The organism is Thalassotalea nanhaiensis, from assembly GCF_031583575.1.
GTDB classification, from domain to species: Bacteria; Pseudomonadota; Gammaproteobacteria; order Enterobacterales; family Alteromonadaceae; genus Thalassotalea_A; species Thalassotalea_A nanhaiensis.
Map to the genome: position 1 here is coordinate 3,433,375 of NZ_CP134146.1, position 20,871 is coordinate 3,454,245.

At 38.7% G+C, this 20,871-nt stretch carries 28 protein-coding genes and 1 riboswitch; of the genes, 20 read left to right on the top strand and 8 right to left on the bottom strand.

Going from position 1 to position 20,871, the window contains the following annotated elements; all coding sequences use genetic code 11:
• Window positions 1-173: 173 nt before the first annotated feature.
• Genes napE through RI845_RS14845 form a run of 6 tightly spaced genes read left to right on the top strand, consistent with a single transcriptional unit; the run spans window position 174 to window position 4,699 of the window.
• Window positions 174-335: a periplasmic nitrate reductase, NapE protein gene (gene napE, locus RI845_RS14820; RefSeq protein WP_348386946.1), complete on the top strand. Its 162-nt coding sequence runs from the start codon at window positions 174-176 to the stop codon at window positions 333-335.
• A 9-nt stretch (window positions 336-344) separates the two neighbouring features.
• Window positions 345-851, top strand: a complete 507-nt coding sequence (gene napF / locus RI845_RS14825; RefSeq protein ID WP_348386947.1) for a ferredoxin-type protein NapF — start codon at window positions 345-347, stop codon at window positions 849-851.
• A complete protein-coding gene (locus RI845_RS14830; RefSeq protein WP_348386948.1) occupies window positions 851-1,102 on the top strand; it encodes a chaperone NapD in 252 nt (83 codons plus the stop codon). The genes napF and RI845_RS14830 overlap by 1 nt, the downstream gene beginning before the upstream one ends.
• Before the next feature lie 11 nt (window positions 1,103-1,113).
• Window positions 1,114-3,612: a nitrate reductase catalytic subunit NapA gene (gene napA, locus RI845_RS14835; protein ID WP_348386949.1), complete on the top strand. Its 2,499-nt coding sequence runs from the start codon at window positions 1,114-1,116 to the stop codon at window positions 3,610-3,612.
• 11 nt (window positions 3,613-3,623) lie between these two features.
• The gene (locus RI845_RS14840; RefSeq protein ID WP_348386950.1) at window positions 3,624-4,103 is read left to right on the top strand and encodes a nitrate reductase cytochrome c-type subunit; all 480 of its coding nucleotides are present in this window, start codon (window positions 3,624-3,626) and stop codon (window positions 4,101-4,103) included.
• An 8-nt stretch (window positions 4,104-4,111) separates the two neighbouring features.
• Window positions 4,112-4,699, top strand: a complete 588-nt coding sequence (locus RI845_RS14845; RefSeq protein ID WP_348386951.1) for a cytochrome c3 family protein — start codon at window positions 4,112-4,114, stop codon at window positions 4,697-4,699.
• 184 nt (window positions 4,700-4,883) lie between these two features.
• Here RI845_RS14845 and RI845_RS14850 read toward each other — a convergent pair whose 3' ends face one another.
• From RI845_RS14850 to moeA, 3 genes are all read right to left on the bottom strand, one after another.
• Window positions 4,884-5,543: a DsbA family oxidoreductase gene (locus RI845_RS14850; protein ID WP_348386952.1), complete on the bottom strand. Its 660-nt coding sequence runs from the start codon at window positions 5,541-5,543 to the stop codon at window positions 4,884-4,886.
• 39 nt (window positions 5,544-5,582) lie between these two features.
• Entirely contained in the window at window positions 5,583-6,128 is a 546-nt protein-coding gene (locus RI845_RS14855; RefSeq protein WP_348386953.1) for a hypothetical protein, read from the bottom strand.
• A gap of 98 nt (window positions 6,129-6,226) precedes the next feature.
• Window positions 6,227-7,471 carry a molybdopterin molybdotransferase MoeA gene (gene moeA / locus RI845_RS14860; protein ID WP_348386954.1) on the bottom strand — a complete coding sequence of 415 codons (1,245 nt, stop codon included), beginning with the start codon at window positions 7,469-7,471 and terminating at the stop codon, window positions 6,227-6,229.
• Window positions 7,472-7,700: 229 nt separating this feature from the next.
• Between moeA and RI845_RS14865 the strand changes: the two genes are divergently transcribed.
• From RI845_RS14865 to RI845_RS14915, 11 genes are all read left to right on the top strand, one after another.
• Entirely contained in the window at window positions 7,701-8,933 is a 1,233-nt protein-coding gene (locus tag RI845_RS14865; protein WP_348386955.1) for a porin, read from the top strand.
• A 101-nt stretch (window positions 8,934-9,034) separates the two neighbouring features.
• Window positions 9,035-9,189, top strand: a riboswitch (molybdenum cofactor riboswitch).
• Window positions 9,177-10,148 (top strand): GTP 3',8-cyclase MoaA, encoded by a 972-nt coding sequence (gene moaA / locus RI845_RS14870; RefSeq protein WP_348386956.1) that lies wholly within the window; start codon window positions 9,177-9,179, stop codon window positions 10,146-10,148. Its footprint overlaps the riboswitch before it by 13 nt.
• 10 nt (window positions 10,149-10,158) lie before the next feature.
• The gene (locus RI845_RS14875) at window positions 10,159-10,752 is read left to right on the top strand and encodes a molybdenum cofactor guanylyltransferase (RefSeq protein ID WP_348386957.1); all 594 of its coding nucleotides are present in this window, start codon (window positions 10,159-10,161) and stop codon (window positions 10,750-10,752) included.
• Window positions 10,753-10,754: 2 nt separating this feature from the next.
• A complete protein-coding gene (gene moaB / locus RI845_RS14880) occupies window positions 10,755-11,294 on the top strand; it encodes a molybdenum cofactor biosynthesis protein B (RefSeq protein WP_348386958.1) in 540 nt (179 codons plus the stop codon).
• 3 nt (window positions 11,295-11,297) lie between these two features.
• Window positions 11,298-11,771 (top strand): cyclic pyranopterin monophosphate synthase MoaC, encoded by a 474-nt coding sequence (gene moaC, locus RI845_RS14885; protein ID WP_348386959.1) that lies wholly within the window; start codon window positions 11,298-11,300, stop codon window positions 11,769-11,771.
• 8 nt (window positions 11,772-11,779) lie between these two features.
• A complete protein-coding gene (gene moaD / locus RI845_RS14890) occupies window positions 11,780-12,034 on the top strand; it encodes a molybdopterin converting factor subunit 1 (RefSeq protein WP_348386960.1) in 255 nt (84 codons plus the stop codon).
• Between the two features lies 1 nt (window position 12,035).
• Window positions 12,036-12,491, top strand: a complete 456-nt coding sequence (moaE, locus tag RI845_RS14895) for a molybdopterin synthase catalytic subunit MoaE (RefSeq protein ID WP_348386961.1) — start codon at window positions 12,036-12,038, stop codon at window positions 12,489-12,491.
• Complete coding sequence (gene modA, locus RI845_RS14900) at window positions 12,485-13,303, top strand: molybdate ABC transporter substrate-binding protein (RefSeq protein WP_348386962.1); 819 nt, start codon at window positions 12,485-12,487, stop codon at window positions 13,301-13,303. Before moaE ends, modA begins: the two co-directional genes overlap by 7 nt.
• A 1-nt stretch (window position 13,304) precedes the next feature.
• Window positions 13,305-14,000 (top strand): molybdate ABC transporter permease subunit, encoded by a 696-nt coding sequence (gene modB / locus RI845_RS14905; RefSeq protein WP_348386963.1) that lies wholly within the window; start codon window positions 13,305-13,307, stop codon window positions 13,998-14,000.
• Window positions 13,997-15,082 (top strand): molybdenum ABC transporter ATP-binding protein, encoded by a 1,086-nt coding sequence (gene modC / locus RI845_RS14910; RefSeq protein WP_348386964.1) that lies wholly within the window; start codon window positions 13,997-13,999, stop codon window positions 15,080-15,082. The genes modB and modC overlap by 4 nt, the downstream gene beginning before the upstream one ends.
• Window positions 15,083-15,099: 17 nt before the next feature.
• Window positions 15,100-15,843 carry a HesA/MoeB/ThiF family protein gene (locus tag RI845_RS14915; protein ID WP_348386965.1) on the top strand — a complete coding sequence of 248 codons (744 nt, stop codon included), beginning with the start codon at window positions 15,100-15,102 and terminating at the stop codon, window positions 15,841-15,843.
• A gap of 114 nt (window positions 15,844-15,957) precedes the next feature.
• Here RI845_RS14915 and rmf read toward each other — a convergent pair whose 3' ends face one another.
• Window positions 15,958-16,131, bottom strand: coding sequence for a ribosome modulation factor (gene rmf, locus RI845_RS14920; protein ID WP_348386966.1), 174 nt, complete (start codon window positions 16,129-16,131; stop codon window positions 15,958-15,960).
• A 396-nt stretch (window positions 16,132-16,527) separates the two neighbouring features.
• Entirely contained in the window at window positions 16,528-16,740 is a 213-nt protein-coding gene (locus RI845_RS14925) for a DUF3820 family protein (RefSeq protein ID WP_348386967.1), read from the bottom strand.
• A 112-nt stretch (window positions 16,741-16,852) separates the two neighbouring features.
• Between RI845_RS14925 and msrA the strand changes: the two genes are divergently transcribed.
• Window positions 16,853-17,398 carry a peptide-methionine (S)-S-oxide reductase MsrA gene (gene msrA / locus RI845_RS14930; protein ID WP_348386968.1) on the top strand — a complete coding sequence of 182 codons (546 nt, stop codon included), beginning with the start codon at window positions 16,853-16,855 and terminating at the stop codon, window positions 17,396-17,398.
• Between the two features lie 27 nt (window positions 17,399-17,425).
• Here msrA and RI845_RS14935 read toward each other — a convergent pair whose 3' ends face one another.
• The 3 genes from RI845_RS14935 to RI845_RS14945 all read right to left on the bottom strand — a co-directional run bounded on the left by RI845_RS14935 (window position 17,426) and on the right by RI845_RS14945 (window position 19,212).
• A complete protein-coding gene (locus tag RI845_RS14935; RefSeq protein WP_348386969.1) occupies window positions 17,426-18,274 on the bottom strand; it encodes a tetratricopeptide repeat protein in 849 nt (282 codons plus the stop codon).
• A 109-nt stretch (window positions 18,275-18,383) separates the two neighbouring features.
• The gene (locus tag RI845_RS14940; protein WP_348386970.1) at window positions 18,384-18,878 is read right to left on the bottom strand and encodes an LURP-one-related/scramblase family protein; all 495 of its coding nucleotides are present in this window, start codon (window positions 18,876-18,878) and stop codon (window positions 18,384-18,386) included.
• Between the two features lie 7 nt (window positions 18,879-18,885).
• Entirely contained in the window at window positions 18,886-19,212 is a 327-nt protein-coding gene (locus tag RI845_RS14945) for a hypothetical protein (RefSeq protein WP_348386971.1), read from the bottom strand.
• Between the two features lie 155 nt (window positions 19,213-19,367).
• On the opposite strand from RI845_RS14945, the gene RI845_RS14950 reads away from it, so the two are divergent.
• Window positions 19,368-19,718 carry a DUF2750 domain-containing protein gene (locus RI845_RS14950; protein WP_348386972.1) on the top strand — a complete coding sequence of 117 codons (351 nt, stop codon included), beginning with the start codon at window positions 19,368-19,370 and terminating at the stop codon, window positions 19,716-19,718.
• A 178-nt stretch (window positions 19,719-19,896) separates the two neighbouring features.
• Window positions 19,897-20,847 (top strand): dihydroorotate oxidase, encoded by a 951-nt coding sequence (locus tag RI845_RS14955; RefSeq protein ID WP_348386973.1) that lies wholly within the window; start codon window positions 19,897-19,899, stop codon window positions 20,845-20,847.
• Window positions 20,848-20,871: the final 24 nt, after the last annotated feature.

Below are 20,871 nucleotides of genomic sequence, written 5' to 3' on the forward strand. Positions count from 1 at the left end.
TCAGTTTAACAGGTAATCGTAAAAAAATTATATCCCGTATGAGAAATTATCCGTTAGTTGACAATAAACACAGCAATTTATTCACAAAAAATTACAAAAATTGACCCAAATCAACAACATTTTTTCAATACCATCTATACTAATTTGTAAGTCCACAAAACATTAGAATTATCATGAATGAAATAGCCGGTTCAGAGCAACAAAAAAAAGATGAACGTAATACCTTTTTATTCCTTACAGTTTTCCTAGCTCCCATCCTAGCAGTTGCTATTGTTGGTGGTTTAGGTTTTGCTATTTGGATTAGTCAACTGATATTAGGTCCTCCAGGAGTTTAAGTAACTTTTATGACCGTAAACGTCGACCAATCACGCCGTAATTTTTTAAGAGGCAGAAAACCAACTATCGCTCCAGCATTCAGGCTACCTTGGATCACGAGTGAGCATGCATTTATTAACGACTGTACACAGTGTAATGACTGTATAACAGCCTGTGGCGAAAACATCATAGTTAAAGGAGACGACGGCTATCCTAGAATTGATTTTGAGCAAGGTGAATGTACTTTCTGTGAGGATTGCATCACAAGTTGCAACCAGTCTTTTTTTCTAGAAGATAAAACAGGACAAGCCTGGCCGAGTAAATTTAACATTAAAGACAATTGTTTAGCCAAAAACGATGTGTTTTGTCAAAGCTGTAAAGATGCTTGTGAAAGCCGTGCAATTAGCTTTACTTATGTTGACAGCGCAATTCCACAACCCCAAATAACTCAAGATCTATGTACCGGGTGTGGTGCATGCATCAAACCTTGCCCAACAGATTCAACTGAATTACTCCTGTTTAAGGAATTAACATAATGACCGAAACAACTGAATATCATGTGGCAAGTTTTATTGCTCAAATTGATGTTAGTAAAAAAGATGCGGTAATAAAAAGCATCGAAGCAACACCTGGCGCAGAAATTCATGCCAGCAACGACACAGGAAAAATAGTATTTACCATAGAAGCTGATAATCAACGCATTATTGGCAACTATGCTGACCAAATCAAAGATCAATCGGGCATCTTTACCCTTGCTCCGGTTTACCACCAATATTTAGAAGAATAGTAGGAAAAGCTATGAAACTTAACCGCAGAGAATTTATAAAAGCGAATGCCGTTGCCGTAGCAGCAACAGCCGCAGGGGTTGCAATACCAGCAACAGCATCAAACTTAATCACCAGTAGCGAAATGACCAAATTAAAATGGGACAAAGCTCCTTGTCGTTTTTGTGGTACTGGTTGTAGTGTTAATGTAGCCACCATGGACAACAAAGTTGTTGCAACCCACGGTGATATTAACTCCCCTGTTAATAAAGGCCTCAACTGTATTAAGGGCTACTTTTTATCAAAAATTATGTATGGTAAAGACCGCTTAACCAAGCCTTTACTTAGAATGAAAGATGGCAAATTTGATAAGAATGGTGACTTTACTCCAATCACTTGGGACGCCGCTTTTGACATCATGGCCGAAAAAGCTAAAAAAACTCTAAAAGAAAAAGGTCCTACTGCTGTCGGTATGTTTGGCTCTGGTCAATGGACAGTGCAAGAAGGCTACGCTGCAGTTAAATTAATGAAAGCAGGCTTTAGAACCAACAATATTGATCCTAATGCCCGTCACTGTATGGCATCTGCGGTTGGTGGCTTTATGCGTACCTTTGGTATCGATGAGCCAATGGGTTGTTACGATGATTTTGAACATGCTGATGCCTTCGTATTATGGGGCTCAAACATGGCAGAAATGCACCCTATTTTATGGACGCGCATTACTGATCGTCGTTTAAGTGCACCACATGTAAAAGTTGCGGTGTTATCAACATTTGAACATCGCAGTTTTGATCTTGCCGACAACGGCATGATCTTTACCCCACAAACCGATTTAGCAATTTTAAACTTTATTGCTAACTACATTATTAAAACAGACAGGGTTAACAAAGACTTCATTACCAAACACACTAATTTCCGCTTAGGTAACACAGATATTGGTTATGGCTTACGTCCAGAACACCCACTAGAGAAAAATGCCAAGAACAGTGGCTCTACCGCAGGTGGCTCTAAAGCAATTAACTTTGAAGAATATGCAAAGTTTGTAAGCACTTATACAGCTGAATATGTATCAGAACTATCAACAGTTCCTGTTGATAAACTAAACGCTTTAGCCGAGCTATATGCTGATCCAAACACGAAAGTAACGTCACTTTGGACTATGGGCTTTAACCAACATACTCGCGGCGTTTGGGCAAATAACTTAGTTTATAATATTCATTTGCTAACCGGTAAGATTTCAACGCCAGGTAACAGCCCGTTTTCATTAACAGGTCAGCCATCTGCTTGTGGTACAGCACGTGAAGTTGGTACATTCTCTCATCGTTTACCTGCAGACATGGTTGTAAATAACCCTAAACACAGGGCAATAGCTGAGAAAATCTGGAAATTACCTGAAGGCACTATTCCGCCAAAACCTGGTTACCATGCCGTTTTACAAAACCGTAAGCTTAAAGACGGTGAACTAAATTTCTACTGGGTGCAATGTAATAACAACATGCAAGCTGCGGCAAATATTAACGAAGAAGGTTTACCTGGTTACCGTAACCCGAAAAACTTCATCGTTGTATCAGACCCATACCCAACAGTAACTGCACAAGCTGCTGACTTGATTTTACCAACAGCAATGTGGGTAGAAAAAGAAGGTGTATACGGTAATGCTGAGCGTCGTACCCAATCTTGGTACCAGCAAGTTAATGCACCAGAAGGGGCATTATCAGATATGTGGCAATTAGTTGAATTCTCTAAGCGTTTCCAAATTGAAGACGTTTGGCCAGAAGAGTTAATTGCAAAAATGCCAGAGTATCGTGGCAAATCATTATTCAACGTTTTATATGAAAACGGCCAAGTAAATAAATATCCGTTATCAGAAATTCCTGATGATAGATTAAACCAAGAATCACGTGATTTTGGTTTCTACATTCAAAAAGGCTTATTTGAAGAGTACGCAGAATTTGGTCGTGGCCATGCCCATGATTTAGCACCATATGATCGCTACCATCAAGAGCGCGGATTGCGCTGGCCAGTGGTTGATGGCAAAGAAACACTGTGGCGCTTTAAAGAAGGCTCTGATCCTTATGTTAAGCCTGGTTCAGATTTCGACTTTTATGGTAAACCAGACGGTAAAGCAGTTATTTTTGCCTTACCTTATGAGCCAGCAGCGGAATTCCCGGATGCTGAATACGACTTATGGTTATCAACCGGCCGTGTATTAGAACACTGGCATTCTGGCTCTATGACCCAACGTGTGCCTGAGCTTTATAAAGCAATGCCAGATGCGGTTGTTTACATGAACCCAGATGATGCTAAAAAGCGCGGTTTACGCCGAGGCGATCTAGTTAAGTTAATTTCTCGTCGTGGTGAAGTTGAAACCCGCGTTGAAACACGTGGTCGTAATAAGCCACCAAGAGGCCTAGTATTTATGCCTTGGTTTGATGCCAGCCGTTTAGTAAATAAAGTCACATTAGATGCAACCGACCCGCTTTCAAAAGAAACGGATTTCAAAAAATGTGCCATTAAAATAGTTAAAGCGTAAGGAGAATAACAATGAAAAAATCAATTATGGCCTTATTCTCAGCAAGTGTATTACTATCGTCTATTGCAGCGTTCAGCCATGCAGCTGAAGTAGCAACGCTTAGAGATGACACAAGTATTGAAACGCAAAAGCAACCAAAGTCTATGCCAAATGTTGTAAATACCGACATCAAGCAAAAGCGTAACTACCCTATGCAGCCGCCGATCATTCCACATAAAGTGAGAAACTACCAAGTAGATTTAAAAGTGAATAAGTGTATGTCTTGTCACTCGCGAAATCGCACCGAAGAGTCTCAAGCTCCTATGGTAAGTGTGACCCACTATATGGATAGAGATGGTAACTTTTTAGCGGAAGTGTCTCCTCGCAGATATTTTTGTAGTCAATGTCATGTACCACAACTAGATACAGATCCATTAGTGGACAATACATTTGAAGATATGAATACTCTGATGAAAGAAAAAGCTCAAAAAGCCAAAGCTGAAAAAGAGTAGGTACAGTGATGAAAAATTTAATAGTAAGAATTTGGAATACCCTACGCAAACCCAGCGTGCACTATAGTTTAGGCTTTTTAGTTATCGGTGGTTTCGTCGCAGGGATTATCTTCTGGGGTGGTTTTAACACCGCACTAGAAATAACCAATACCGAAGAGTTTTGTATTTCTTGTCATGAAATGGAAGATAACCCTTATGAAGAGTTAAAAACAACGATTCATTTCTCAAACCGATCTGGTGTTCGTGCTACATGTCCTGATTGTCATGTGCCACACAAATGGACCGATAAAATTGCTCGTAAAATGCAAGCATCGAAAGAAGTTTGGGGTAAAATTTTCGGCACCATTAATACTAGAGAGAAATTCGAAGGAAAGCGTCGTCACTTAGCTGAAAACGAATGGACTCGATTAAAAGCCAATGACTCACTTGAATGTCGAAACTGTCATAACTTTGACTACATGGACTTTACGGCCCAAAGTACTCGAGCAGAAGAGCAACACTCTACTTCATTAGCCACTGGTGAAAAAACCTGTATTGACTGTCATAAAGGCATCGCTCATGAGTTACCAGATATGGAAGGTGTTGAAGGCTGGTAGGAACAGGAACTAGAAACTAGAAACTAGAAACTAGAAACTAGAAACTAGAAACTACATAAATTTAAAAGGGTTAACTTAATAGTTAACCCTTTTTTTTTGCACATGGATGGGGGAAAATGAGGGCTTACTTCAAGGATGAAGGAATGCAAATTGCCACGATTTGAGGAGAGCTAATGCTAAGTAGTTAACACCAACTAGCTTCATTACTTGGTCGTTTAAGGCGCTCTTCAACATTGGCCAACAATACTCGATAACCAACATTACCAAATAATGTCTGTCTGCCATTGTCGATAATATAAGATGGGCTGCCCTGTAATGACAATTGCTTTGCCACTTGGTAGTTATTCATTAACGCTGCTAAAGCACGACCATCAGCGATAGTTTTGTTTACTATGCCAATATCCAGCCCAGCTTGTTCTATTAGCGTATTAAGAACGTTAACATCTGAAATATCCAGCGCATCAATAAAAAACGCCTGTCTGAACTTTAACGCCATATCGATGCTTTTATTGGCATCATAGGCCAGTTCGACGGCTTTAAGGTATTGATGAGAAGTTGCTGAAGTTGTAGGCTTTGAACTCTTCCAAATATCAGCATTTACCGGTGCATTTTCATAATCACTGGCAGCCTTTAGAACATGCTTGGCAAACCCTTCGAACTTACCTTTTTGTTGCCATTGAGTATTGATCTTATTATGTACGTCACCAAAAATATCCATGTAGTGATAACGAATTTCAATGTTTTCACCAAGCTGGTGATTTAATTCATCAACACGACGTTGAGCTATCCATGCCCACACGCACAATACATCAGTGTAGTAATCAATAATCAAAGGGGATTTCATTTCAGTTTGCCTACTAATTTATCAAAATAAAACGGCTTTTTATTTAAATTTTACCGTTTTTGTACTGGGTGAATAAGTTCTTATTTCGGGTTCAGTCCACTTATCATTTTTCAAATACGCTGTGGAGACCTCAATATTGCCATTTACTAACGTGCTGGTAGATTTAACTTTGGTGATACCATCGTCTGAGCCACTCACATCTTCATAGGCAATAAAGCTATTTTCATTAACTACTTCAATAGTCCCTTTGGTATAAAATTCAGCAGTAGTAAAATAATAAAAAACTAATGTATTTAACTCTTTATCCCAGAACATCAACATTTCGCCGCCATACATACCATCATTAATGGAATGTAATGATCTAATTGCTTTACCGTTTAACGCTCTTTCCCAAACCGCTACATCAACTACATGAGGGTTGCCATCCATCATTTTGAAATTGGATTCCCAAGTACCGATAAACTTACTAAACATTCTTAACGGTTCAGCTAAAGTGGTATCTTGCTCATTAGCAAGGGAAACGTTAGGTATTGATATAAGTAAAAAAACGAAAAGTGCACGAAATTTTAATAACGATAAGTTCATCAAGGGTTCCAAATATGATTAAGCCAAACTGATACTATTAGTTTGGCTAAAAAACACTAAACTTGCAAAGTTGCAAAGAGTTATGGCAATCCCATTAGTTATTGAAATGCAAAAGCAAATGGTTCAACAAATACTTTCTCACCTTCAGCTACACTGCCCTGTTCTGAATCTAACACAATAAAACAGTTTGCTTTTCCTAAGCTGGTTAACACACCTGAGCCTTGGGTTCCTGTTGAAGTAACCCGAGCAACACCTTGCTCATCGTAACTGACAACAGCTCGTTGAAAGTCCATGCGTCCTGGCGATTTCTTCAGTTTAGTCGTACTAATGGCTGAAAATTTAGCCGCAGGTTTAAATGGCATACCTTGCATTTTTTCAATACCAGGTATGGCCAATTTATAAAAGGTAACCAATGCAGAAACTGGATTGCCCGGCAAACCAAAGAATATACTGTTCGGAAGTTTACCAAAGGCAAATGGCTTGCCTGGTTTCATTGCTATTTTCCAGAAACCTATTTCACCAAGTTCGGTTAAAATATCTTTGGTGTAATCAGCTTCACCTACTGAAACACCGCCACTTGAAATGACCACATCAGCTTCTTTATCCGCTCTGATAAATGCCTCCCGAATGGCTTGTTTATCGTCGCGAATAATTCCTAAATCAATAACATTAACATTCAATCGTTGTAATAATGCGTTTAGAGCAAATCGATTACTTTCAAAAATATCGCCGTCACCTAAACGCTCTCCAGGGGTTCGAAGTTCATCTCCTGTTGATAACAACGCAACGGTCACCGGTGCATACACTTCTACATTTGCTACACCCAAAGAAGCTAATAAGCCGATATCTATGGCTGCCAGTTTGTGCCCTTGCTTAAACACTGTTTGGCCGCAGCTAATATCTTCACCCTTGTTACGTACATTACTGAAACGCTCTGTTGGTAACTTGGTAAAGGTGAGCTTACCATCAACCACCTTGGTATTTTCTTGCATAACCACAGTATCGCAACAATCCGGCATTTTGGCGCCGGTCATTATACGAATACATTGACCTAGTTCAGTTTTGCCAGTAAAGGGTTCTCCGGCAAATGACCTGCCTACAATGTCTAATGCAATATTTTCGGTGTCATTAATTGAGGCGAAAGAAAATGCGTAACCATCCATTGCGGAATTATCATTTGGCGGTACAAAAATTGGCGAAACAATAGCGCTGGCCAATACACGATCCAAACAATCTTCGATAGCAATTAATTGAATTTTTTTCGGTGCTTGCACGTTTGCAAGCAACTGATTTAAGGCAGTTTCAAAAGGCATTAACCCAGGGGCAGAGCAACAATCAGACATATATATAAGGCCCAGTTAAAGTATTTACGTTAATCCTAAGCTATCCTTATAAAATTCAAAACATTTTTTCATCAAATGTTAACAAAAAATCACAAACTATGATTTCAATCAATGTTTTTCGCTAATTTTTAGCCGATCATAGTCACAACAAAATAAAACTCAATATTAGTCAATGTGACATTAAATCTGGGCATTACTCCATAGAAAGTAAGCTCATAAGGATAATGAAATGAACAAGCAAACTATTAACAAAAATTTATCTCACGCACTGAAATTTAGCACTTTATCATTAGCTATAGCATGTAGCTTTAATGTATCGGCAAATATTGGTGAAGATGTGTCTAAGGCAGTTAAAGACTCAAAAGTTGATGTGTCTTTACGCTATCGTGTAGAAACAGTTGATCAAGATGGTGCTAGCGAAGATGCTATGGCATCCACACTTAAAAGTCGTTTAACTGTAACTACCGGTAAAGTTTCAAACTTCAGTGCGAAAGTAGAAGTTGATGATGTTACTGCGATTGGTAATGACAGCTATAACTCAACCGTTAATGGTAAAACAGATTACCCAGTAGTTGCCGATCCTGAAGGTAGTGAAGTTAACCAGGCTTATCTGCAATACTCAGGTGACATGTTTACTGCAACCGCTGGCCGTCAACGCATTGTATTAGATGACCAACGCTTTGTTGGTGGTGTTGCATGGCGCCAAAATGAACAGACTTACGATGGCTATCGTTTACAAGTTAAACCTGTAGATAAATTGACACTAGATGCCAGCTATGTATATAACGTTAACCGTATCTTTGGTGAAGATAGTGGTAAGTCAGACTTACACGGTGATGTTATTTTATTAAATGCTAAATATAAATTTAATAAACAACATGCATTGACTGTATTCAACTACAGTCTTGAATTTGACGGCGCTGCAGCAGGTACTTCTAGCAACACAATGGGTGCTACTTATAACGGTAACTTTGATTTAGGCGGAACTGGTCTAGCGGTTAAAGCTGGTTTTGCTAACCAAGAAGATGCCGGTGACAACCCAACATCGTTTGAAGCAAGCTACATGGTGTTAGAAGCAATGGCGAAATTCGATAGCTTTAGCGTAGGTGGTGGTTATGAAGTGTTAGGCAGTGATGATGGCAATATTGCTTTCTCTACTCCTTTAGCAACATTACACAAATTCCAAGGTTTCGCAGATAAATTTTTGAATACTCCAGCAGACGGCATTGTTGATACTTATGTAAAAGCTGCCACTAAAGTTGGCCCAGTTGGACTATCAGCTGCATACCATATTTATGAAGCTGATGAAGGTAATGACGAATACGGTAACGAATTCAATATTGCTGCTGGGTATAAATTTAACAAGCAGGTATCTGGTTTATTAAAAGCGGCAAGTTACTCATCTGACGACTATGCTACCGACACCACTAAAATTTGGTTTATGGTAACAGCTAATTTTTAATAAATAGCCGATAATTGAGCTGATATTTCAAATAGTGGAATTGTTTTTTTGGAAGATCAGCTCAATAAATGCTATCTTTACCGTAGTTAATATCGATCTATATATTGATATTTCTCGCCGAGCTCAATGTTCTGCCCATGCACTACATGAATGAACATTGAGCCGTGGCACAAATGCAATTAGGTATTTGCCACCAGGGTTAGCAAGGAAACTTTCTGGCCTCCCGACATTGGAAAGGTGAACATGTTACAAGACAACTTTGGTCGTAGGTTTTATTACCTGCGACTATCTATTACTGACGTATGCAACTTTCGTTGCAACTATTGCTTACCCGATGGTTATGAATGCGATCACAATCGCGATTTTCTGTCGCTTGCAGAAATTAAACGTTTAGCGACGGGTTTTGCCAGCATGGGTACAGAAAAAATCCGCATTACCGGCGGAGAGCCATCGCTACGCAAAGACTTACCTGAAATTATACAAGCATGTAAACAAACTAATGGAATTAATACCGTTGCTATCACTTCGAATGGGTTTAAATTAGTTGAGCATTTACCTACCTGGATAGACTCAGGCCTTGATGCATTAAACATCAGTATTGATTCTTTCGACCCGCGCCAGTTTCAAGCAATTACTGGTAAAGACAAGCTCGATGAAGTGTTATCTGGTATTGATAATGGTTTGAGCGCTGGCTTTACTAACATAAAAATCAATACGGTATTAATGCGCGAATATAACGCACATGATCTCAATACCTTTTTCAATTATGTAAAAGACAAGCCAGTAAGCCTACGCTTTATCGAATTGATGCAAACGGGTGATAATAAAGACTTTTACCAACAGCAGCACGTAAGTGGACAGCACATTAAAAATCAATTGCTGGCAAATGGCTGGCTGCCAACAATTCGCAATAAAACTGCCGGACCGGCTGAAGTTTATGCGCACCCTGATTACCAAGGTACCATTGGTTTAATCATGCCTTACTCAAAAGATTTTTGTAATACCTGTAATCGTTTACGCGTCAGCTCGTTAGGCAAACTACATTTATGTTTGTTCGCTGATGAAGGGCTTTCATTGAAAGAGCAATTACAGATTGACGATCCGCAGCCATTACAAAGCCGGATCATGAGTTTACTCAATGACAAACAAGCGACTCACTTCTTAAAAGACGGCTTCACTGGAGCAACCAAGCATTTATCAATGTTAGGCGGATAAAGGAACTATCATGGATTGTTTAGGGATTATCTTAGCCGGTGGTCAATCAAGTAGAATGGGCGAAAACAAAGCGTTTTTAACCTTAAAAAATGACACCATGCTAAGTCATTGCCAATCACTTTTGCAGCAATGTAATTTAGAAAAAATTGAAATTTCAGGCAGTAACAGTGGCGGTGTTGCCGACTTAGTTATGCAAGGTGGTCCTTTAGCCGGAATACATGCACTAATCAAAAAATACCAGCCTCGCTCTGTCCTTGTAATGCCTATAGATATGCCATTTATTACACCTAAGCATTTACAAGAACTCAAACTAAAAGGCTCATTAGCCAATAGGGCTTGCCATTATGAAAAATGCTCATTACCGGCTTTTATTCCAGTAAACGCCCTACTTTGTCAGTTTCTCGATGAAGAATTTACCAGCCCTCGTTTTTTAGCAAGCGGCAAAGGCCCGTCCTTTAAACAAGTATTTAAGTTAGCCAATGCCATAAGTATCGAACAAAATGATCGTCAAGTGTTGGTTAACACCAATACCCCGGATGAATGGCAACAAGCTAAAAAACTTATTAACGACAATATCAATAAAAAATTAACCAGCAGGATCTAACCATGTCAAAACACGGTGGAGCAGAATTTGTTCCGTTAAACATAGCAGTATTAACCGTTTCCGATACCCGTACTGAAGAAAATGACACATCTGGTCAAGCGTTAGTCGAGCGTTTGATTGACTCTGGTCACAACCTGGCCGATAAAGCGATAGTGATTGATGATGTTTATCAACTAAGAGCTATCATGTCGAAATGGATTGCCGACGAACGCATTCACGCCGTTATATCGACAGGTGGTACAGGGTTTACCGCCAGAGATAATACTCCCGAAGCTATCATGCCACTTTTTGATAAGCAGGTTGAAGGCTTTGGCGAAGTATTTCGTAGCGTCTCTTATGATGAAATAGGCACTTCAACGATACAATCTCGCGCCTTTGCCGGCATGGCGAATAGAACAGTGATCTGTTGTGTGCCGGGTTCTACTAATGCTTGTAAAACAGCTTGGGACAAAGTCATCAAAGAACAACTTGATGCCAGCCATAGACCGTGTAACTTTGTTCCGCATTTGAACTTAGCTGAAACTTGCGAAACACGAGGCTAGATTATGAATGATTTAACCCACTTAAATGCCCAAGGCGAAGCCAATATGGTCGATGTTAGTGCCAAAGCCGCAACTGTTAGAGTTGCAACAGCACAGGGTTTTGTCACTATGAATGCGAATACATTAGAGTTAATTTCTACAGGCAAACACGCAAAAGGCGATGTATTTGCTGTTGCACGTATTGCAGGTATCCAAGCAGCAAAAAAGTGCAGTGACTTAATACCTCTTTGTCACCCATTAATGTTGTCAAAAGTACAGGTAGACTTTGAAGTTTTAGCCAGCACTAACCAAGTAAAAGTTACCAGCATGTGTAAACTTACAGGCCAAACTGGCGTAGAAATGGAAGCATTAACCGCAGTAAGTGTCGCAGCATTAACCTTGTTTGATATGTGTAAAGCTGTTGATCCTGGTATGATCATTTCTGATATACAAGTATTAGAAAAGCAAGGTGGAAAAACCGGTCATTGGACGGCATAGGATAAATTATGAATATTAATATTATATTTTTTGCGGCAATTAGAGAGCAACTTGATTGTGGTGAATTAACATTAAACCTGCCTGATAAAGCTCATAAAGTTAGTGATATAAAAATGTCGCTCATGGCAAAAGGTGAGCAATGGAAAACTGTATTTAGCTCATCAACGTTACTAACAGCACTAAACCAACAAATGGTAAATGATGACGCTACTATTGATAACAATGATACAGTGGCATTTTTTCCTCCGGTAACGGGTGGTTAAAATGATTATTAACAGTATCAAAGTACAACAACAAGACTTTGATTTTGCTGCAGAAGTTGATACCTTAGAGGCCGACAACGTTACTGATGGTGCCGTGGTTACTTTTGTCGGTAGAGTGCGCAATCAAAATGACGGTTGCCAGGTAGAACATTTATACCTGGAGCATTACCCAGGTATGACCGAAAACTGCTTGGAAGATATCTCTCAACAAGCGAGAAAACGCTGGCAGCTTGGTAATATCAGTATCATCCACCGCTATGGACAATTAGCCTTAGGTGAAAAAATTGTATTTGTTGGGGTTACCAGCAAGCATCGTAAAGACGCATTTATGGCAGCTGAATTTATTATGGATTATTTAAAAGTAAGCGCTCCATTTTGGAAAAAAGAGCTCACCGAACAGGGAGAACGTTGGGTTGATGCAAAAACTAATGATCAAAAAGAGGCAGATAAGTGGTAACAACTCGGGTCCTTCTTTCCTGCATAATACTATGTTTTGCATCGTTTAACGCGCATGCTGAAAAACTAAAAATCGCAGTATCTGCAAACTTTGCGACTTCTATCAAAGCTTTAGTAAACGAATTTAAAAAAACTCATCCTTTTACCGAACAAATCTCGGTTGCTTCTACAGGAGTTTTATACCAACAAATTCGTCATGGCGCACCATTTGACATATTTTTAGCCGCAGATCTTCGTCGGCCTCAACTGTTGGAAGAACAAGGGCTCATTCACGAAAAGTACCGTAAAACTTACGCTATTGGTCAATTAGCTTTATGGTCAGCAACAAGTGATGAGGCGATCAAACTTGATGACTTAAAAACCTATAAAGGACGTATTGCCGCTGCCGGACCACATATTGCTCCCTATGGTTTAGCCGCCAAAGAAACATTAATGTCACTCAATTTATGGACCAAATATCATCAGCAATTAATTGTTGGTAATAACATTAACCAAACTTACCAACAAATATTAAGTGGTGCGGTCAAGTACGGTTTTATTTCATACAGCCAGTTATTAAACTCTAAAGTTGGTCAGGGCGTACTTATCGACACCTCTTTACATCATACGTTAGAGCAGCAAATGGTTGTGTTAAAGCATGCTGAAAATATTAATTTAGCAGCACAGTTTTTTGAATTTTTATTATCAAATACAGCGCAAAAAATTATTACTGAAACAGGCTATTTACCGGCAATTACGATCCCTGAATCACAAAAGCCTGAATCAAATAATGACAAGGCTAGCCCTCCTGAAACTGCCATAGCGAGCAGTTAACATGGATAATCAGAATGAATGGCTGGCACTTGCCACCACGTTAAAACTCGCTGGCATAACCACATTAATACTGTTAATTATTGGCACACCTCTAGCTTGGTATTTAAGTAAACTTAACACTCGCTTTAAAGTTATTATCGAAGCGTTAGTCGCTTTACCGTTAGTACTGCCTCCAACGGTACTTGGTTTTTATCTTTTATTGTTACTATCGCCGACCAGTGGACCTGGTAAGTTTATTCACGACCTTACCGGCACTTCTCTTGCTTTCAGTTTTACCGGCATATTAATTGGCTCTGTAATTTACTCTCTTCCGTTCGTTGTACAGCCATTACAAAAAGCATTTGAGCAACTTGGCGATAATCTAAATGAAGCAGGCGCTATGCTCAGCGCAGGGCCTATTGACCGATTCTTCAATATAACTTTACCAATGACCAAAGCAAGCTTTATCACAGCCGCAAGTTTAGGCTTTGCCCATACTGTTGGTGAGTTTGGCGTCGTATTAATGATCGGTGGTAATATCCCTGGAGAAACACGAGTATTGTCTATCGCTTTATTTGATCAGGTTGAAGCAATGAACTACAGCACGGCACACTGGTTAGCAGCAAGTCTGTTAATTGGCTCTATTGTAATGCTAACGTTGGTATATTTACTCAATTTCAAATCTGAGAAAACGATAATAGTAAGGAGCATTTCATGACGATTGCCCTGAATATTCGCTTAGATTACGATAATTTCAACTTGGTTAGTCAGGAGCAAATTCCACTCAAAGGCATAACCGGAATTTTAGGTCACTCAGGCTCAGGAAAAACCAGCTTATTACGCATTATTGCAGGTTTAAATGCCAATGCCTCTGGCACGGTAAAATTTGCTGACACCACGTTACAAAACACCGATAAAAACATATTCATTAAAAGTGAACGCCGAAATATTGGCTTTGTTTTTCAGGATGCCAGGCTTTTTCCTCATTTAGATGTTTGGGGTAATTTACAATTCGCCGCAAAACGCTGCCAATCTAGCCGTATAACTATTGATGAAGTTATAAGTTTAACTCAAATAGAACATTTGCAAAGCCGGCATATCGGGCGGCTTTCTGCAGGTGAAAAACAACGGGTTGCTCTTGCTCGGGCAATTTTAGCAGAGCCAAAACTATTATTATTAGATGAACCGTTAAGCGCCCTAGATAACAAAGCTAGGAGCAAGATGGTCGAACTGCTCCGTAATATTAATCTTCGTTTAGATTTACCAATGCTTTATGTAAGTCACTCGGTGGTTGAGATCCAGCAGTTAGCAGATAATGTACTGGTTATGGAAAATGGCAAAGTGATCCAACGCGGCCATGTACATCAGGTCATTAACCAATTGCATGAAAGCGTAACCAGCAGTCAAACAATTCAAACGTCTCTGAGTTTAAAAATACAACAGCACTTGCCTAATTTTGGCTTAACTCAGCTAGGCTTTATCAACGCCCAGCCAGGCAACCCTCGCCTCTATGCCAATGTGGTTAATAAAGATATTAACAGTCACTTGCGTTGTTATATTTTGGCTACTGATATCAGTATTGTCCTACAAAAACCTGAAGAAACGTCGGTGATAAATAATTTGCACGGTGTGATCAACAACATTCAGCGCCTAAGTCGCAATTCGGCTCAAATAACAGTTAATGCCTGTGAGCAAGACTTTTTGGTTAAGTTAACTCGCTACTCTGTAGAAAAGTTAAAGCTAGATATTGGCAAATCAGTTTTTATCCAATTTAAAGCCAATGCAATTCGTAGCTACTAATCAATCGGACATCAGTTATGTTATCTAATCAAGAACAACTAAGATATTCACGTCAACTGCTACTAAATGGGTTTGACGAACAGCAGCAGTTAGCTTTAAAAAACTCTAGTGTTTTAATCATTGGAGCAGGTGGTTTAGGTAACCCTGCTGCACTATATCTGGCAGGGGCGGGAGTTGGTAAAATAATTATTGCTGATGGAGATTGCATAGACGTAAGTAATCTACAACGGCAAGTAATTTACCAGCACACTAATGTTGGTGATAATAAAGCAGAAATAACTTGCGAGCATTTGCGCGGATTGAACCAAGAAATTGATATTGAAGCTATTGATGAAATGATTGATAGTGAAAGCCTCGATTATTATTTACCTGAAATCGATTTAGTTCTCGACTGTAGTGATAACCTTAGTACCCGTTATTTAATTAATGAAAAGTGTATTGAATATAAAACCCCGTTATTAAGCGCCGCGGCAATTCGCTTTGAAGGCCAATTGATGTTTATTAACCCCTTAGCCAGCGACTATTGTTGTTATGAGTGTTTTTACCCTAAAAATAAAGGCGAGCCTAGCTTAAATTGTTCAACCGCAGGGGTGCTAGGACCTATTCTTGGCATTATTGGCAGCATGCAAGCATTGCAAGCGGTTAAATATTTGATTGGGAAAAGCGTTAACAGTAATCAAGTAATGCTTTTTGATGGGCTAGCTATGCAGTGGCAAACGTTTAATATTACAAAAAACACAAATTGTAGCTGCTCTCATTAGTATTAACGTTCAGGTTGAATAAATATTCACTTAAAACGGTAAACGCCCGTTATTTATAAATAAATAACGGGCGTTTATCTCTTTGATATTTTTGAATGGATTAAATTAAAATTATTACTTAAATAGTCCGGTGTTTCTGTCGGTCATTGCCTCTCGCCAACCGCCAAGCCATTCAGACTTTGCGTCAAGATTTTGATATGGACAATTTTCTTTATTTTTACCGCTTAAACCGGCCTGATACCCATTATTATGCGCTCTTCCTAAACGATCGCGTTTTTGTCTTTTCATAGATAGTGACTCCTCTTGATTATTATAAATGATAAGCGTAGAGCTCATCAGTGAGGTGGTCGAGAAACTTCATGTCGACAATTAATTTAAGATCAATTTAGGCTTGCTTGCAACTGCTTTTTTGTAACTTAAGCAAGCAACCCTTCGAATAAAACTAAAATAACTAGTTATGCAAATCGCTAAATAAAACAACATTTATTCTGTTCGTTTTTTACACTAACGTTCGATTTAAATAAATTATAATAAAAACATAACGTTAATTTTCAGCAAGAACACATTCCTTTTTTGTAGGTGAAAATAGCGATTATTTTTTAATCAAAAAATAAAATTAAGAATATATAAATTAATCGAAAAAAAGATTATTAAACCATCTTAAACGAAAATGAGAATAATTTATCAATCTCTTATCAGTGGCATAAGCATCGATTCTAATCCGTTAAGCTTAACCTCATAAATCAATGCCAACTGTTCCCCTAATTTTCCTTGCGGAAATCCCTTAGAGTGAAACCAGACTAGATAAGGCTCGGGTAGCAGCAGTAATTTTCTACCGGCATATTTACCAAAAGGCATGATTTGATTGATGGCATCGAGTAAGGCTTTTTGATCCATAAGTTAACTAGGCTAAGGTCTTTATTATATTTGTAAGTCGTAAATCTTAGCTTGTATGGTTGACGAAATAAACCTAATCTTAAAATAGATTTAAACTAAGATTTAGCTTTCTATGAACGATAAAAAAAGCTTACAGCAAGCAATTGTTGCTGGTGGTTGTTTTTGGTGTATTGAGGCACCAATGCAGAGGTTAAAAGGTGTTACGTCAGCCGTATCAGGGTATATGGGTGGAAAAGTAAAGAACCCGAGTTACCAGCAAATATGCAGTGGAACCAGCGGTCACGCTGAGGTAGTTGTTATAACATTTGATCAAAATACAATTAGTTATACACAGATTTTACAGGTATTTTTTGCCTTGCATGATCCAACCATGTTGAATCAGCAAGGTAATGATAGAGGTACTCAGTATCGTTCTGCTATTTTTTATCAAAACGAGCAACAGCTAAAAGACGCTAAACAAGAAATACAATCATTAACCGACAGCGGCGAGTATAATTCGGCTATTGTGACTACGTTAGAGCCAGAACAAAAATTTTATATTGCTGATGAAGGCCACCAGCAATACTACGATAAAAACCCTTACCAACCCTATTGTCAAATAATGATCGCACCTAAGTTGGCTAAACTGGAGTACTTATTTGCTGATAAGCTCAGGTAGTTAGCCAAACCTCAAGCTTGCTAGTTTCTAATACATCATTGCAAAAAGTTTACGACGATATTGCGCGGCGAGTTTATCGCCATCAGGTAAGGCTGAAAGTATATCGAGAAGCAATTTTTTGCTTTCACTATCGCCAGCATCTTTGACTAACAGCTTATAAAGTAAATTTAATGCTTCTTCATGACGGTTAACTTGACTGTATTGCACTGCTAGCTGGCGACTTAACTCGATATCATCGGGATTGGCTGCTAACTGCTGCTCTAATGCTTGTATTTCAGGTGAGTTACTCGCTTCCTGAGCCAACTCTAATTTGGCGATTAACGATTGGTAATAAGAGTCTTGCTCAACCATTAAAATTGTTGATAGCAATTCTTCGGCTTCTGCTATTTTACCAAGGTGTAAGTAAACATCAGCAAGCGCTTTTTTAATATCCGCACGTTCACTGTCAATTGCAAAAGCTTGCTGTAGTGGTGACAAGGCGTCATTCACTTGCTGTTGCTGTAATAAATCTAATCCTTGTGCCAACAGTGAATCTTCAGGTTTAGGTAAATATTTACCTAAAAATTCATCAATAGCTTGATCTGGTTGAGGTCCAGAAATTCCGTCAATTGGTTGACCATCTTTAACAATGACTGACGTAGGCAATGCTTGGATACCGAATTGTTGTGCGATAGCTTGTTGTGCAGCACAATCTACCGTAGCTAAGGTCATGAACTTTTCTGCACCAACCACCCGGCCAGCCAGCTTGTCTCTTAATTCGACACTTTCAGGAATTTGGTCGGCCCAAAAGTGCACTAAAATAAGCTTAGTTTTTGACTCTTCTAAAATAACTTGTTGGAAGTTTTCAGGGCTAATAGCAATGGTATTGTCTGACATCGGAACACTGTCCTAAATAAAATATTTTGTTATGACTAGGTTATATGGGTAATAGGCCAGAATTCAAGGCATACCAAACTAAATACTATCTTTCATTAGCTAGAATTTTTTATGACGAGTTATTATCGCTACCATGATGTACGGCATCAATAACAATCAATATACACAGAGCCAGCTCATTTAACTCATCCGCGTCAACATTAAGCCCGTATGTATCGCTGAATGAAAACCATTTTTTGCTTACTTCAGCCACTTGAACTTCAGCTTCAGTAAATTGATATTCATGAGATAAAAAATTCCCGGTTGCAATAATTTCACGTTGCCCAAAAGTGATCACAAAGCGGCTTTTAAAGAGTGGTAAAAATGTTTTAACCACTTTTGCTTTTTGGCCGTTTTTAAAATTAATATAAAATGTCGGCCGAAGACTAAGCACTTTCTGTTTTATTTCAGCAAGCTCTGTTGCATTTGAATCTTTTAAATGAAAGGTTTTACCAATACTAAAAAACTTACCATCAACAAAATAAACGATTTCTTCTTGTTCATTTTTTATTTCAAACTTTTCAGACAACGATAAAAACCGTTGTTTTAATTGAAATTTTGCCATTTAAAGCCTAACCCTGTCCTGTTGTTTTTATTTTTTCATCGACATAGTCACACCAAGCTGCACTATTTCGATCAGGAACTTCAGCGTTCCCTCTTACATTTAATTTAAATTCTATAACTGACTTCCACTCATCTGAGCCGATGTCAGGACCGTGCCCTTGCCCATCAGAGGAAACTAATCGGTCTTCAACAAAAACCATCCAAGCCTTCGAGCATGGTTTTAACTCGTTAGTTGCTTTTAATTCTGCCATTTCTATATCGGGATCAGAGGCAGACGTGTCCATACAGCCAGGGATTAAAATAACAGAAAATAAAATAGCTATAGTCTTATTCATTTTAGTACTTAATGTTTAACGTCATGATTTAACTGTAGCAACTCACTCGAGCTAGTAAAGGAAAACCGCTAAATATTCCTTATCCTAATTTAAAAACAAATCTTTAGCATTTTAAGGTAAAATAATACCATTGCAGTGTTCAACTAGGATTTAAGATGACTAACAACTCACAAAACTTTTCAACATTTGTTGATACCGTTAATGAAGAAGAGCAATTATTTGCCTTACAAAACGAAGCTGGTGATTGGGTCGTTTGCGACTCAAGCGACTTTGAAAATAGCGATGTTATGCCGGTTTGGGCAAATAGTGAAACTGCTCAGCAATTTTGTTGTGACGAATGGAAAGATTATAAAGTAGCAAGCATTCATTTAGAGCAATTTTTAGAAGAATGGGTAAGCGACCTTAATGAAGATGGTGTTTTAGTAGGTGTTGATTGGCAAATAGATGCGGAAGGTGCAGAACTTGATGCGATAGAATTTGCCAAGTTATTAGTCAAGGCCCTTTAAACTAAAACCAAAAGATGGTGGTTGGTGTTCATACTGCACCACCCCATCTTCTAATAACGTTAATCTAAATCAAATATTAGTTCATTTTATTTGTTTGGTTACAGATGATCACAATTACTCCCCCCGAGCGGCGTTAAAATAAATCAATTTACTTTTCTGATTTATAAACGGGCCAGCGATGACAAAACTACCACTTAATAAACCCAATTTATCAACTAAAATTGCTGATGTTAACTTCGATAGTTATATCCTTAACGCCTCTGGCCCACGTTGTACAACAGAAACAGAGTTACACAACTTAGGGCAATCTGATTCAGCGGCAATTATGACAAAGTCTTGCACATTAGTCGCTCGTGAAGGGAATCCTGAGCCTCGTTATAAAGCTTTACCGCAAGGCTCAATTCAGTCTATGGGTTTACCAAATTTAGGTTATAAAGCTTATCTTGAAATATTGCCCCGACTCACTCAATACAACAAACCTATAATTGCCAGCATTTCAGGCTTATCAATAAATGATAATGTAGAAATGGTTCGTGCATTTCAACAGTCTGCTGCGGACTTATTAGAAGTAAACTTTTCCTGCCCTAATGTTCCAGGCAAGCCTCAGTTGGGTTATGACTTTGAGCAAACAGACAAGGCACTGGCGGCAATTACTAAACTCGGCGATAAACCGCTTGGCATAAAACTTCCGGCTTATTTTGACTTTAACCATTTTGAAACAGTCGCCAATATATTAAAAAAATACCCGGTTAAATTTATCAGTTCGATTAATTCAATAGGCAATACCTTAGTGATTGACCCTGAAACACAGAGCCCGGTGATCAAGCCTAAAGCTGGATTTGGCGGTTTATGCGGTAGCTATATAAAACCAATAGGATTAGCCAACGTAAATGCATTTAGAGAACTACTACCCAAAGAGATAAGCATTTTTGGTGTAGGTGGCGTTTACACTGGCACTGATGCATTTGAGTATTTATTAGCAGGAGCTGACGCAGTACAAGTGGCAACGTGTTATCAAGAACAGGATGTTAATTGCTTTACCCGAATTAAAAATGAATTAGCACAACTACTCGCCAGCAAAAATTACCAGAATATTGATGCCGCTAAAGGTCAATTGCAACTGCTCTAGTAGCACTCTTAAATAATGCATGGT